The organism is Gemmatimonadota bacterium, from assembly GCA_022560615.1.
In the GTDB taxonomy this organism is placed as follows: domain Bacteria; phylum Gemmatimonadota; class Gemmatimonadetes; order Longimicrobiales; family Gaopeijiaceae; genus UBA1138.
Window position 1 is genome coordinate 65,723 of sequence record JADFSR010000002.1, and the last position, 14,306, is coordinate 80,028.

The 14,306-nt window shown below is 66.6% G+C and carries 11 protein-coding genes and 1 pseudogene; 9 read left to right on the top strand and 3 right to left on the bottom strand.

Annotated features, from left to right (window positions below):
- Positions 1-102: 102 nt before the first annotated feature.
- Positions 103-3,339, bottom strand: coding sequence for a glycosyl hydrolase (locus tag IIB36_02095; GenBank protein ID MCH7530538.1), 3,237 nt, complete (start codon positions 3,337-3,339; stop codon positions 103-105).
- A 174-nt stretch (positions 3,340-3,513) separates the two neighbouring features.
- Here IIB36_02095 and IIB36_02100 point away from each other — a divergent pair, with 174 nt between their 5' ends.
- A complete protein-coding gene (locus IIB36_02100) occupies positions 3,514-3,882 on the top strand; it encodes a DUF3127 domain-containing protein (GenBank protein ID MCH7530539.1) in 369 nt (122 codons plus the stop codon).
- A 236-nt stretch (positions 3,883-4,118) separates the two neighbouring features.
- On the opposite strand, the gene IIB36_02105 is transcribed toward IIB36_02100, so the two are convergent.
- Positions 4,119-5,276: a methyltransferase domain-containing protein gene (locus IIB36_02105; GenBank protein MCH7530540.1), complete on the bottom strand. Its 1,158-nt coding sequence runs from the start codon at positions 5,274-5,276 to the stop codon at positions 4,119-4,121.
- Positions 5,277-5,613: 337 nt separating this feature from the next.
- On the opposite strand from IIB36_02105, the gene IIB36_02110 reads away from it, so the two are divergent.
- The 8 genes and pseudogenes from IIB36_02110 to IIB36_02145 all read left to right on the top strand — a co-directional run bounded on the left by IIB36_02110 (position 5,614) and on the right by IIB36_02145 (position 13,725).
- A complete protein-coding gene (locus IIB36_02110) occupies positions 5,614-6,900 on the top strand; it encodes an aminotransferase class I/II-fold pyridoxal phosphate-dependent enzyme (protein MCH7530541.1) in 1,287 nt (428 codons plus the stop codon).
- Positions 6,891-7,553: a hypothetical protein gene (locus tag IIB36_02115; protein MCH7530542.1), complete on the top strand. Its 663-nt coding sequence runs from the start codon at positions 6,891-6,893 to the stop codon at positions 7,551-7,553. The genes IIB36_02110 and IIB36_02115 overlap by 10 nt, the downstream gene beginning before the upstream one ends.
- Before the next feature lie 34 nt (positions 7,554-7,587).
- Complete coding sequence (locus IIB36_02120) at positions 7,588-7,989, top strand: hypothetical protein (protein ID MCH7530543.1); 402 nt, start codon at positions 7,588-7,590, stop codon at positions 7,987-7,989.
- Between the two features lie 53 nt (positions 7,990-8,042).
- The gene (locus IIB36_02125) at positions 8,043-8,759 is read left to right on the top strand and encodes a methyltransferase domain-containing protein (GenBank protein ID MCH7530544.1); all 717 of its coding nucleotides are present in this window, start codon (positions 8,043-8,045) and stop codon (positions 8,757-8,759) included.
- Positions 8,756-9,922, top strand: coding sequence for an NAD(P)/FAD-dependent oxidoreductase (locus tag IIB36_02130; GenBank protein MCH7530545.1), 1,167 nt, complete (start codon positions 8,756-8,758; stop codon positions 9,920-9,922). Before IIB36_02125 ends, IIB36_02130 begins: the two co-directional genes overlap by 4 nt.
- Positions 9,919-11,013 (top strand): type III polyketide synthase, encoded by a 1,095-nt coding sequence (locus IIB36_02135; GenBank protein MCH7530546.1) that lies wholly within the window; start codon positions 9,919-9,921, stop codon positions 11,011-11,013. Before IIB36_02130 ends, IIB36_02135 begins: the two co-directional genes overlap by 4 nt.
- A 24-nt stretch (positions 11,014-11,037) precedes the next feature.
- Positions 11,038-12,954 carry a pyrroloquinoline quinone-dependent dehydrogenase gene (locus tag IIB36_02140; GenBank protein ID MCH7530547.1) on the top strand — a complete coding sequence of 639 codons (1,917 nt, stop codon included), beginning with the start codon at positions 11,038-11,040 and terminating at the stop codon, positions 12,952-12,954.
- Positions 12,955-13,436: 482 nt separating this feature from the next.
- Positions 13,437-13,725, top strand: a pseudogene (locus tag IIB36_02145) (transposase zinc-binding domain-containing protein).
- 182 nt (positions 13,726-13,907) lie between these two features.
- Here the strand turns inward: IIB36_02145 and IIB36_02150 are convergent.
- The gene (locus tag IIB36_02150; protein ID MCH7530548.1) at positions 13,908-14,264 is read right to left on the bottom strand and encodes an aminotransferase class III-fold pyridoxal phosphate-dependent enzyme; all 357 of its coding nucleotides are present in this window, start codon (positions 14,262-14,264) and stop codon (positions 13,908-13,910) included.
- Between the last annotated feature and the right edge of the window lie 42 nt (positions 14,265-14,306).

A 14,306-nucleotide genomic window follows, 5' to 3' on the forward strand; every position in this document is an offset into this window, starting at 1 on the left:
GCGTGATACATCCACGCTACCTGGCTCATGTCGCTAACGGCTGGTCGCCACCTTCCGGCGGGCACCCAACGCGATCCGAACCCGTTCCGTCGCCCAGAGGGGTCAGGCGATGACGCAGCCCTCCGGCCGATCGCAGTCGGGATCGAGCGGCATCATCTCCAGCCGCACCAGCTCCGCGTTGACGGCGGCGAGGTCGGTCGCCCAGACCTCCTCGAGCCGGTCCGTGTAGCCCCGCAGCTCGTTCACGAGGATGTCGAAAATCTCGGACATGTTGTTCCCGGGCCTGCCGTCCCCACGCTCCGCCATCGACATCAGGTTCGCGAGTCGGTTGTTGACCTTGATGGGGAAATTGAGCGGGTCCTGGTTGCTCTGATTGCGGACCTGGTAGATGTTCTCCTCCACGGCCGACGCGTTGCTCGTGAGGCTTTGCGCAGCCTCGGCGAGCCCGAGGTCGTCGGACTGCTCCAGCCGGTCTTCCAACTGGGCCTTCACACGGCGAATCGCGATGACTGCCTGGTTGGCCTCTGTCACCTTGTCCCGCACCTGTCGCGAGAACTGATACTGGGCACGTAGATCCGCATCGGTGACCTCGGGAATCCACGGATTCCGCTCGACCATGAGCGGGACGCTCTCGGTCCGCCCGTCGACCGTGAGGCGCACGGTGTACTCCCCGGGAGGTACCGCGGGCCCCATGCGGCGGGCGCCCCAGAAGATCAGGCCCGGGAAGTCGGTCCACGGGTCGGCTCGCAGGTCCCACGTGAGGTGGTTGAGACCCGGGTCGGTCGAGAATCGAGGACCACCGCCGCCGCGACCTCCTCTACCGCCCTCGCTCTCGTCCTGCTCCTCCTCCTCCTCCGGCGAAGCGCGCTCAAAGGTTCGCAACAGCTCGCCATCCGAATCCAGGATATCGAGCTTCGCTTCGTTGGGCGTGTCCCGGAGCCACCACGCGAGCGTGACGCCAGGGGCCGAACGTACCGCGAGCGGCGGATTGAAGAGCTCGACCGCCTGTGCGGTCATGTCCGGCGTCGCCTGACGGAGCGGCCCGAAGTTGTCGAGAATCCAGAAGCCCCGGCCGTGCGTGCCGATGACCAGCTCGTTGTCCTCGACGATCAGGTCGATCACGGGGATGTCCGGAAGACTCGGGTTCAGCTCCTGCCACAACCCGCCGTCGTCGTAGGAGATGTATACCCCGTGCTGCGTTGCCGCGTACAGAAGGCCCTCCCGGTCGGGGTCTTCGCGCACCGCATGCACGTAGGCGTCCTCACGGATACCCTTCACGATCGTGGTCCAGCTCTGGCCGTAGTCGTCGGTCTTGAAGATGTACGGTGAGAAGTCGTCCAGAAGCGGCAGGCGTACAGAGACGTAGGCGCCCCCCCGCTCGAACGCCGAGGCGTCGATCTGGCTCACCCGACCGAAATCGGGCATGTCTGGCGGAGTGACGTTCGACCATGTGGATCCGCCGTCCTGAGTGACGTGCACGAGGCCGTCATCGGATCCCGTCCAAATCACGTTCACGTCCGTCTTGCCGGGTCCGACCGAGAAGATCGTCGCGTAGACCTCGGGGCCGTTCATGTCGCCGGTGATCGGGCCACCCGAATGCTGAAGCGTCGCCGGGTCAGCCCGCGTCAGGTCGCCGCTCAGCGCCGTCCAGCTCGCGCCCGCGTCGAGCGTCATCCACAGTCTCTGCGACGACACATACAGGCGGTCGGGATCGATCGGCGAGAAGATGATCGGGAACGTCCACTGCCAGCGCTCGACGAGATCGATCGCTGGCTCGCCCGAATAGAACCACGGATACGGGTTCACCTCGCGCGAGGTGCCATGCCGCCGATTGAACTTGTCGACGTAGCGGCCGTTGTTCGTGCCCGAGTAGAAGACGTCGACGTCTTTGGGGTCCGGCGCGATGTAGCCGGGCTCACCGCCGCCCGCGCGATAGGCGACATCCATCGAACCCTCGGTGACGCTTCCGCTGTCACCACCGCCGCGCCCGCCGCCGAACCCGCGCCCGCCACCTCCGAATCCGAAGCGCGACGCGTTCCAGTTGAAGGGGAGACAGAGCGTGCTGTTGTCCTGCTGCGAGCCACACACGTGGTAAGGAACGTGCGCCGTCGTCACCACATGGTAGAACTGGGCGGTCGAGTAGTCCTGCTCGGTCCAGCTCCCGCCCGTGTTCGTGGAAACCGCCCCACCCCCGTCGTTCCCGACGACCAGGTGCGTCGGGTCGTCCGGGTCGATCCACAGGTCGTGGAAGTCGCCGTGCGTCCCGTTGTTGATCGTTTCGTACGTTTCTCCGCCGTCGCTCGAGCGGAAGAACGACGTGTTCTGCATGTACACGACGTCTTCGTCCATCGGGTCCGCGAAGACGTGCGTGTAGTAGAAGGCACGCTGGCGTATGGCACGAGCGTCGTTGACCAGAGTCCACGTCTCGCCTGCGTCGTCGCTCGAAAAGAGCCCGCCGTCGTCGTTCTCGAAAAGTGCGTAGACGCGGTCGGAGTTGGCCGGGGACACCGCCAGACCGATCCGGCCCACGAGGCCCTCTTGCGGCATGCCCGGATTGCGGGTCATCTCGGTCCAGGTCTCACCGCCGTCCGTGCTCTTGAACATGCCGCTGCCCGGGCCACCGCTCGACATCTGGTACTCCTTGCGGTACGCCTCCCACAGAGATGCATACAGCACGTCCGGGTTGTTCTGGTCGATCACGATGTCGATCGCGCCGGTCTCGTCATTGCGGTAGAGGACCCGCTCCCACGTGTCTCCCCCGTCGGTGCTCTTGAAGACGCCGCGCTCTTCGCTCGGGGCACCGTATTTGCCGAACGACGCCACGAAGACGATGTCCGGGTTGAGGGGATGGATCCTGATCTTCGAGATCCCATGGGACTGGCTGAATCCGACGTGCTGCCAGGTCTCTCCTCCGTCGCGGCTCCGGTACACGCCGTCGCCGGGGAGGATATTGCCTCGGATGCATGTCTCACCCGTGCCGATGAAGACCAGGTCCGGGTCGGTGTCGCTGACCGCCACCGCACCGACCGACGCCGAGTTGATCTGGAAATCCGTGACCGGCGCCCAGTTCTCACCGGAGTCGGTCGTCTTCCACAGGCCACCACCGACCGCTCCGAAGTACGCCTCGCTCGGGCGCCCCTTCACGCCGGCCACGGCGATCGATCGTCCACCTCGGTCCGGGCCGATGTTGCGCCACCGGTATCCGGCCAGAAACGCCGAATCGAGGACAACCGCGCCGGCGGACGACTGCTGCGCCACGGTTGCGGGAGCTGAGAGTAGAAGCGGCACCAAAGCGATCAGTGGTGCGGAGGCGGAGAGCAGAAGACGGTTCGGGGTCATGGCTCGATACGGAGAGAGGCGCAGTGTGGATGGAGACGGGCAAGGTAGGCCGGGACCAGCGATCTGGCATGGGGCAGCAGCAGCGGACGACCCCTCCCACCCCACCCCCTATCCCCCTACCTTGTTTTTTCCCACAGCCAACGACCCACCGCCGAGACAAAACGCCGCATGGACCTGAAGATCACCGGAATCGTCAAGAAGTTGTTGGAGGAGCAGTCCGGCGAAAGCCAGAAGGGTCCCTGGCGCAAGCAGGAGTTCATCCTCGAGACCGAGGGTAACTATCCGAAGCAAATCTGCATCGTGCAGTGGGGGGACAATATCGATTCGTTCGGAGTGCAGATCGACGAGCGCGTCACGGTATCGATCGATATCGCCAGCCGCGAGTACAACGAGCGCTGGTACACGGACGTCAAGGCCTGGAAGGTCGAGCGGGACGACTCCGGAGGCGCCCCGCCGATGCCCGACGACGAGCCCTTCCCGGACCCGCCGGACTCTGGCGACGGGGACGGGGACGGGGACGGGGACGACGGGCTACCGTTCTGACGCTGGCGCGGTCCGCCGGAACTGTCGGCCAGGCTCGGCTTCCGGAGGCGGCGATTCTCCTCAGCCCGGCACCCTGACGTCGGTTCCCTTGGGGTAACACATCAGCGCACCGGACGGGAAACGCGACAAGTCGAAGGGGATTGTCCGTGATCCGCTGGCCGCGCTTGACCGCCGCGTGAGCGTTCGCATGCGTATGAAGATGGCGTCAGCGCCAGCAGCCCGCGGCTAATCCCCGCTCAGCAGCAGCCGTCCGGTCCGCACACATCGCCCGCGGCCTCGGTCGTGACGTCGTACTCGAGCCCTTTGGTCTCCCGTGCGTGCCGCGGGGCCGTCCTCGCGCAATCGAACGGCTCTGCGTCCACGAGCGCGATGGGCTCGAGCGGCTCGACGAACTCGAAGTGGCTCGCGTACGGCTCGCTTCGATAGATCTGGAAGGTCTTGTCACAGACCGCCGCACGTTCACCCCGACGCAGACGGTGCCCGTCGTCGTCGAGCACTTCCTTGAACGGACCCCGGTAGATCACTGCCTGCTTCCGCTCGAGGCAGGCTCCTTCTTTGCCCTTGAACGCCTCCACGGTAACCGAACGAAACTCGACGCCGAGAACGGTCCGCCACGGCCTCTCCTGGCGCGCGCGAATCTGGATGCCGTAGAAGCCGGCGTCCTCGAAGGCCCTCAGGAAGTCCCCTTCGGTGAACGCGCCAGCCACACATCCGCTCCACAACTCGGGGTCGTTTCGCATTGGCTCTGGCAGGACCTCGTCCGAAACGATGTCGGATATCACGGCGCGGCCACCGCGCCGCAGAACGCGGAAGATCTCGCGGAAGAGCTGCGCCTTGTCCCGCCCCTCGACGAGGTTGAGCACGCAGTTCGAGACGACGACGTCCACGGATTCGTCCTCGACCATCGGCTCGGTGCGGCGAAGGTCGTCCGCAACCGCCTGGGCGGCGAAAAGGCCGTCGACATCGGACACCGGGTCGTTCTCGAGCACGCGTTCGAGCGCATCCAGGTCCAGCGCGAGATCCTGGATGCGTCCCCGTCGGAACTCGACGTTCGAGTACCCGACGCGACTCGCCACTTCCGGGAGATTCCGCCGCGCGATGTCTAGCATCTCCGGCGTCATGTCCACGCCGATCACGCGCCCCTCGCTTCCCACGACTTGCGAGGCGATGAAGCAGATCTTGCCCGTGCCGCTTCCGAGGTCCAGTACGGTCTCGCCCTCTCGCAGGTAGCGGCTCGGGTCTCCGCATCCGTAGTCGCGTTCGACGACCTCGTCGGGAATCGCCTCGAGATAGCGGGGATCGTAGTCGACGGGACAGCAAAGGTCCTCGACGCGATGCTCTGCGCCGACGGCATAGGCGTCCCGTACCGCTGCTTCAACTGACGTACTCGGCATGGTTCTCTCAGGGCTGATGGAGCGCGAGAATGCTGCTCACCAAAGACCTCCCCGGCTGGGGTGGTTCCCGGCATCTCCGAGAATAGGGTCGGTCGGCGGCCGCGGCTAGGAAGCCGCCCGCCGAAGCCGGGCGCCACTCCCCGGGAGGCGCCCAACCCCGCAAACGATCAGTGCAATCCTTCATCTGTGTATTTCTCCTTGAATCCGGCGGCTCATTTCGGGAGATTGTGGACTGACTTCACGCAAGCGAGCCGGTCACGATATGTCCAAGCCGAAAGACGGAAGCTCCACGGCCGAGGCCACCGAAGCGGCCAGACGACCGACGAGTCGCCTCCCTATGGAAGACAGCGCGGTCGATGCGCCGCCCGCGGTCCCGAGCGCGATGGAGTACGACTATACCAACTTCTATTTCGGCTCCGGGAGCGACGCGTTCGCCCTCTTGGAACCGTTCGACGACTGGTGGCGTGAGGTCAAGCCGTCCGGCTACTACCTCTACGAGTTGCCGCTGCACTCCCAGCCGGGGACTCGGGTCGACGTCGAGGACACGCATACGGGCGAAATCCGCCGCGGCCTCGTCAACTTCGCCTCCTACAACTACCTCGGGCTATCGTATCGTCCGGAGGTCAAGCAGGCGATCAAGGACGCCGTGGATATCTACGGCGGTGGCTCGTCGGGCTCGCCCATTCTGAGCGGGACGACCGTCCTACACCAACAGCTCGCCGAGGAAGTCGCCGCGTTCAAAGGCAAGGAGGCGGCCTTGATCTTCCCCACGGGCTACAGCGCCAACGTGGGAACGATCGCCGGGCTGATGCGCTCCGGTGACCTGATCGTGGCTGACCAGTTCGCACACGCCAGCGTGGTCGACGGGATGATCCTGTCAAAGGCAAAGTCGCGCTTCTTCCGCCACAACCGCGTCGACGACCTCGAGAGCAAGCTGAAGGGCTTCGATGGCAAGAAGCTGGTGATCGTCGAAGGTGTGTATTCGATGGACGGTGACGTGCCGCCGCTCGCCGAGATCGTCGAGGTGTGCAGGAAGTACGGTGCCCGCATCATGATCGACGAGGCGCACTCTGCGTTCATCTACGGAGAGACCGGCAAGGGTGTCGTCGAGGACCAAGGCTTCGACGACGAGATCGACATCCATCTCGGCACGTTCTCGAAGAGCCTCGGCGGCCAGGGCGGCTACACCGCCGGCTCGCACAAGCTGATCAACTACCTGCGCGGCTTCTCACGCTCCCGCGTCTTCTCCTGTGCGCTTTCGCCCGTCGTGGTTGCAGGCGTCCTGAAGGCGCTGGAGTTGGCACGTACCGAGCCCGAGCTGCGCGCCAAGCTGTGGGAAAACGTCGCCTACATGCAGAAGCTTCTCGCGGACGCAGAGGTCCCGATCGGGGACTCCACTTCGCAGGTCATCCCGATCATGGTCCGGGACGACGCGCGTGTCCTCCAGATGGGTGAGGACATCTTCCGCGAAGGTGTCTACATCAACCCCGTGAGGTACCCGGCGGTCGGCAAGCACAAGTCGCGCTTCCGCATGTCGATCTCGGCGGCGCACTCGAAGGAAGAATTGGAGGAAGGCGTAGCCGCCATGGTGCGGGTCCTCCGCAGGTACGACGTATGTCCGTAGGAATCTATCGCTTTCGCTCAGGCGTCAGCGCGTTCTTCGAGATGGCGACGGCGGACGCGCGCGCGGTGCTGCCAGAGCACCTCGAACCGATCGAGGTGACCCACCAGCGAAGCGTGCTCTCAGTCACAGCCTTCCTCTTCGACGACAGCGTGGTGGGCCCTTATACCGAGTTGATGTTCTCGGTGATCGTGCCGCCGTTGGTCGCGGAGTGGGGCCAGCACGCGAAAGCGGCCTTCTTCCCGTTCCTCGCCGCCACGAGCTCCGCGGAGGCGCGCCGCATCAAGTCCGAGCGCTTCCACTTCCCGTACCACCCCGAGAACATTGATGCGCAGTTCATCGAGACCAGCGATAAGCTGCGGGTTCGTATCTTCGGCGGCGGTGATCCGATCATGGACCTCAGCGTTACCCAGGGCGCGTGGGAGACCACGACGCATCTACTGCAGGGCTTCATGATGAACGGGGACCAACGGCTCCGCACCACGCTGCAGATCAGCGGGGACTACACCGTGCACGAGAACGAGCAAGGGGAGATGAAGCTCTTCCCTCACTCGATGACCGCGGACCACTTCCTAGGCGACGTCTCCGAGTCTCCGTTCCGCGAGCACTGGTTCAAGAACGGAACCGAGGTCTTCCACAAGCTCGAAGCATTTTAGAACGTCGCGAAGGCCCTCATACCCGGAGCTCCTCATGGCCCACCTCCTGACCCGCCTCGGCGTCATTGCCGTAGCACTGACACTCATCGCGCTTCCGCTAGCCGCGCAAGACGTCGACGTCACAGGCAACTGGGAGCTCTCCTTCCAGGACCCGCAGGGAGGCGGAGCGGTGACCCTCTATTTGGCCCTGGTGCAGGAAGGCACTACGGTGACGGGGACGGTAGAACTGAGCGCGGTGCCAGACGCCCGAATATCCAACGGCATGGTCGACGGGTCGACGCTGTCTTTCGGACTCGATGTACTCTACGAGGGCCAGTGGTACACGCTGGGGGTGGGCGGCGCCGTGGATGGCGACTCCGTCACCGGGTACATCGAGCTGCCCGAAGGCGCCGGCTCCATACCGTTCACAGGGGCGCGGGCGGAAGGGATCGGGTAGGGAGGGCTCGGGCGCTGTAGGACAGGCCGGTCCGCCACCCTATTCTGGTCGGGATGATTCTGCCCGACCTCGACACCCGTCACCGCCGACCGGAGCTCATGGATGCTCCGAGTCTCGCACCCGCGCGACGAGCCAGCGCCCTGCGCGCGCTCGCTCGCGTGAACGCGCTATCGCGCGTGGCTCACAGGATCTGGGCCGAGATCCATGGACTGCACAACGCCGGGGCCCCTCGGACGATCCGCGTTCTGGACATCGCCTGCGGAGGTGGGGACGTCGTGGTCTCGCTCGCCCGCCGGGCGGCTCGCTCCGGTCTCGACCTCGAGGTGCACGGCTGCGACGTGAGCATGGCGGCGCTGGAAGTCGCACGCGAGAACTCTGAGCGTGCCGGCGTCCGGGCGCACTTCTTCGAGCTGGATGCGCTGCAAGGAGGAATTCCCGACAGCTACGACGTCGTGTGCTCGTCGCTCTTTCTCCACCACCTGGACGAGCACGAGGCTGTCGCCCTGCTCAAGGCGATGGCCGAAGGGACACGTCGCACCCTGTTGGTTCAGGACCTGCGGCGAACCGTCGCGGGATACCTTCTCGCCTTCGGCGTGCTCAGGGTGATCTCACGGTCGGAGGTAGCCCACACGGACGGACCCCGCTCGGTGGAGGGGGCCTTCTCGTTGGAGGAGGCGCGCGATCTCGCGCGCCGCGCAGGACTCGACGGTGCGCGCGTCGAGGCGTGCTGGCCCCAGCGCTTCCAGCTGACGTGGCGGCGCGGCGCGTGAGCGCGATCGACACTTCGACCGACGTCGTGTATGACGCCGTTTACGACGCCGTCGTGGTAGGCGCCGGTCCCGCAGGCACGATGACCGCCCTCGAGCTCGCCCGGCGTGATCTCTCGGTGCTGGTGGTCGAACGTCAGCCGATGCCACGCTGGAAGGTTTGCGGTGCCTGTTTGAGCCCGGGGACCCTGGAGCTACTCGGCGAGGCGGGCCTCCCCGAGCCACCGGACGGCGTACCGCTCCGGCGCCTTCGCCTCGCCGCGTGGTCCACTCAGGCGTGCGTGCCGTTGAGCGGCTCGATGGCCGTATCGAGGCGCTCCTTCGACCAAATGCTGCTGAGCGCCGCCCGGAAAGCCGGCGTCGTGGCGATGACACCGGCGCGCGCCCGCCTCGGGCCGATCGACGGCAGCACGCGCATCGTCCGGATAGAGCGGGCGGAGGGCGATCTAGAGGTTGCGGCGCGCGTGGTCATCGATGCAGGTGGACTCGGTGGCGGGCTGTCTGCGGCAAAAGGCGGCGGCGGCGACAGGCTCACGCCCGGCTCGCGCATCGGTGTTGGTGCGGTGTTCGCACCGGACACCGCGGCGTACGCACGCGGCGAGATTCACATGGTCGTGGGTGAAGGCGGATACGTCGGACTCGTCCGGGTCGCGGACGGCAGCCTGACCGTCGCAGCCGCGCTCGATCCCTCATGGCTGAGGGAGCATGCCTCACCCGGTGACGCGGTCGCGGCACTGCTGCGCACCGCAGGCTCTCCCACGTTGCCGGAGCGTCCGTCGGTGGGATGGAAAGGCACGCGCGCGCTGACGAGATCCCCACGGACGCGGGGCCGAGAGCGCGTCTTCGCGGTAGGCGACGCCGCCGGCTACGTGGAGCCGTTCACCGGAGAGGGTATCTCCTGGGCACTCGCGGGAGCCCGCGCGCTCGCCCCACTCGCGGCGCGAGCGGCCCGAGGGTGGGATCCCGCGCTGCTCGTGGCGTGGGATCGAGCCCACTCGCAGTCGATGGCGCGGGCGCAGAGGCTCTGCCGCGCGGTGGCGTGGACGTCCCGCCGGCCACGGCTCGTGCTTTCCACGTTACGCCTCCTGGCGCGTCTGCCGGCCGTGGCGGGTCCGTTCGTACGCCGCGCCGGCGCGGCGCCGGTCGTACGCCTGTCGGTGTCATGAGCCTGCTCCTTACCGGGTTCGGCACTTCGGTACCCGAGCACGCGATCGCGCAGACGGACGCTGCCGAGATCGGTGCCCGCTTCGCCGCGCTGGACCCGAAGCGCGCAGGGACGATCCGAGCGCTCTACCGGAAGACCGGCGTGCGCAAGCGTCACAGCGTACTACTCGAAAGAGCCGAAGGCCCGCCGATGGACCGACAGTCGTTCTACGAGGAGGCTGTCGACAAGGACGACCTCGGCCCGTCCACAGAGCTCCGGATGAGGCGCTACGAGGCCGACGCGCCGGCGCTCGCGGAGGCCGCCGCGCGCGCGGCACTTCGGGACGCCGCACTCGAAGCGAAGGAGCTCACCCACGTCGTGACGGTCTCGTGCACGGGCTTCTTTTCTCCGGGGCTCGACGCGGTGCTCATCGACCGGCTGGGGCTCTCGCCTGGCGTCGAACGCACGCACATCGGCTTCATGGGGTGCCACGGCGCGCTCAACGGGCTGCGTGTGGCGGCATCGTTCACGGGCGCGAACCCGGACGCCCGGGTGCTCGTGTCGGCGGTGGAGTTGTGCACGCTGCACTTCGCCTACGGTCGGGACCCCCAACTCGTGGTGGCCAACGCGCTCTTCGCCGACGGTGCCGCCGCGGTGGTGGGCGTCTCCGACGACGGCGAGAACACGGGCGCGTGGCGGGTGCTCGCAAACGGCACGCTGCTCATGCCCGATTCCGCGGACGCGATGTCGTGGCGCATCGGCGACCACGGCTTCCGCATGACGCTTTCGGCCACTGTACCCGACCTCATCGGGGCACACCTGTCGGGATGGCTCGAGCAGTGGCTCGGTCAGCACGGGCTCGGGTTCGACGACGTGGCATCCTGGGCCGTGCACCCGGGGGGGCCGCGCGTGCTGAGCGCGGTGGTCGACGCCGTCGGGCTGACGAACGGCGCGATGGAGGTCTCACGCGACGTGCTCGCCGAATACGGCAACATGTCCTCGGCCACCGTGCTCTTCATCCTCGACAGACTGCGTCGGCGCGATGCCCCGCGTCCCTGCGTGGCGCTCGCCTTCGGGCCGGGCCTCGTGGTCGAAGCGGTCCTGTTCGGCTGAGCCTCAGCGCCGCATCTTGGCGGCATGATCCAGCGGACTGAAATCCATCGCCTGACGCTGTCGCTCATCGCCCTCTTCTGGGCGGCCCCCATCCTTGCGCAGGACGGTGCGAGGAACGGCGAGTGGCCTGCGTACGCCGCCGACGGCGGGAGCACCAAGTATTCGGCTCTCTCTCAGGTCGATCGCGACAACGTGGGGAGCCTCGAGATCGCCTGGCGCTGGCAGGCCGAGAACTTCGGCCCCGAGCCCGAGTTCAACTACCGCGTCACGCCGATCATGGTCGACGGCGTGCTCTACACCACGGCCGGGTACCGGCGGGCTGTCGTCGCGATCGATGCCGCGAGCGGCGAAACGCTCTGGATGTATCGCATGGACGAGGGCGTCCGCACGGACTATGCGCCCCGGGTCAGTTCGGGGCGGGGCGTGTCGTACTGGAAGGATGGGCCCGACGAGCGGATCTTCGTGATCACCCCCGGCTACCATCTGGTCGCACTGGATGCCAGGACAGGACGCCCTGTGCCAGCGTTCGGGCAGTCCGGCGTGGTCGACTTGAAGAGCGGCCTGGACCGACCGGTGGATCCCATCGAGGCAACGATCGGATCGAGCTCCCCTCCCGTCGTCTCGAACGGCGTGGTCGTGGTCGGTGCGGCGATGCTCACGGGGCTCAACCCGGTGAGCAGGGAGAACACGCCTGGCTTCGTACGCGGCTACGATGCACGGACCGGGGAGCGCCTGTGGATCTTCCACACGATTCCTCTGCCCGGCGAGCTCGGACACGATACGTGGGAGAACGAGTCGTGGCGCTACACCGGCAACGCCGGAGTGTGGGCGCCCTTCTCGGTCGACGAGGAGCTCGGCTTCGTCTACCTGCCCACCGAAGCCGCGACCGGCGACTACTACGGCGGTCATCGACTCGGGGACAACCTCTTCACGCAGAGCCTGGTGTGCCTCGACATCCTGACCGGAGAGCGAGTCTGGCACTTCCAGATGGTCCACCACGGGATCTGGGACTACGACAATCCGGCGCCGCCGATCCTCGTGGACGTCACGGTGGACGGCACACCGATCAAGGCCGTCGTTCAGGTCACGAAACAGGCCTTCGCCTACGTCTTCGATCGCCTGACCGGCGAGCCGATCTGGCCGATCGAGGAGCGGCCCGTACCCAGGAGTGACGTCCCCGGCGAGCGCACCTCACCGACGCAGCCATTCCCGAGCAAGCCCGCGCCCTTCGACCTGCAAGGGATCACGGTCGACGACCTGATCGACTTCACGCCCGAGCTGAGGGCCGAAGCCGTCGAGATCGCCTCGCAGTACCGGATGGGCCCCCTCTTCACACCGCCCTCGCTCGAGGGTGCCGTGGACGGTCCCAAGGGGCTCATCCAGTCCCCCGGGCAGGGCGGTGGCGCGAACTGGGAGGGCGCCGCGGTCGACGTGGAGAGCGGAGTCCTCTACGTAGCGTCGATCACGAGGCCCATCGTGAGGGGCCTGTTCAACGATCCCGAGCAGTCGGACATGAACTACATCGATGCGCGTTGGCGCCTCGAGGGACCGCAGGGCCTGCCGCTCATCAAGCCTCCCTGGGGCAGAGTGACGGCGATCGACTTGAACACCGGCGAGCACTTGTGGATGGTTCCGAACGGCGACACTCCGGACTTCGTACGCGATCATCCCGCGCTGGAGGGCGTCGATGTCCCCAAGACCGGGGAAGCGCGACGCGCCGGCTCGATGGTCACGCCGACGCTGCTCTTCGTCGCCGGTGGGGGCGCGCCATGGTTGAGGGCATACGACAAGCGGACGGGCGATACCGTCGCGGAGATCGAGCTACCAGCCGGAGCCACGGGCACGCCGATGACCTACATGGTCGATGGCCGCCAGTACATCGTCGTAGCGGTGGGTGGGCCCGGTCACCCGGCGGAGCTGGTGGCACTGACAGCGCGCTGAGGGCGGCCGTCGGGGGGGGCAGATCAAGACGGGGGACCCAGCCAGGCTTCACGACCGGCTTCCGGCAGGTATACGTATACTCGCTTCTGATATATACGTATGCTGTTGCGCCCTTCTCTGGGGCTGGCGGTCAAGGCACACGCTCGCTACACGCCGTCGGCTCGTGTCTTGGCCGCCAGCGTCCGCACGAGACCTCGCCCGCTCGCCCATGGTAACGCCCCGGGTTCGGGGGCAAGCTCCGCGATGGCGACCCCGGCGCAGCGCCTCCACCGATACCGACACACCCCGGCCCGTACACCCGACTGGGCCGGCTCCCGGCACGTCTACCGACCGCGCCGGCCTACCACCACGCCGCTCTACCCGGTGGTGCAGCATCATCTAGAGACGTTCCTCGCTCAAGCCACCGAGAGCGATCCCATGGGCTACGGTGTGCCCTCGTGGGTGGAGAAGGATCTAAGGGACCACGCTTCGCGCGGTGCCCCCTCCGCTGCGGCATCCTCGCCCACGGGTTTGCTCGCGTACGGTGTGACGACTGTGGCCACGAGCGGCTGCTCGCGTTCTCATGCGCGACGCGGGGCGTCTGCCCGTCATGTAATACGCGCCGCATGGCCGAGGTCGCGGCCCACGTCACCGATCACGTGCTGCCCCACCTTCCTTGTGCGACAGTGGGTGCTGAGCCTTCCGAAGCGGCTCCGTACCTTCCTGGAGGGCAGCCCCGACATCGCCGGGGCGGTCCTGCGGATCTTCATCCGTGCCATCCGCACGACCCTGTGGCGCACGAGCGTGCCGTGGAGCAGCTTGTTGCGGGGCTTGGCCACCGGATCTCCCTGTTACCTAGTTAGACTGGGTATCCAGGAGTATGCGGCATGGATACCTAGACAGTCAAGGTATAGGACAGTGTGGGGCGCTCGGAGGTTGCGACGGGCTCTCGACGGACTGTTGCGGAGTCCGGCTCAGCCCCGCCCGGCGATCTCCCTCACGCGGTCTTCACCCAGGACCGCGTCGAGCTCCCGAACCAGGCGCTCGGCGTCCGCGAGCGAGAGGGGCCGGGGTGGCTTGATCTTGATGACGTTGTGATCGGGGCCGTCGGCGCTGAGCAGTATACCCAAGTCCTTCATTCGCTCGACGACGTAGGACGCGACCTCCGCAGATGGCGTCTTCGTCTCGCGGTCCGTGACGAACTCGACACCTAGGAAGAGGCCGAGACCGCGGACGTCGCCGATGACTTCGTGCCGCCCCGCGAGCGACGCGAGTCCCTCCGTCAGCCGCTGCGCTGGACGCACCGCGCGGTGACGGGAGTGTCGCACGATGACCGCTTTTGTCTGAACCTGGCGCTTGCCTCACACATTCAC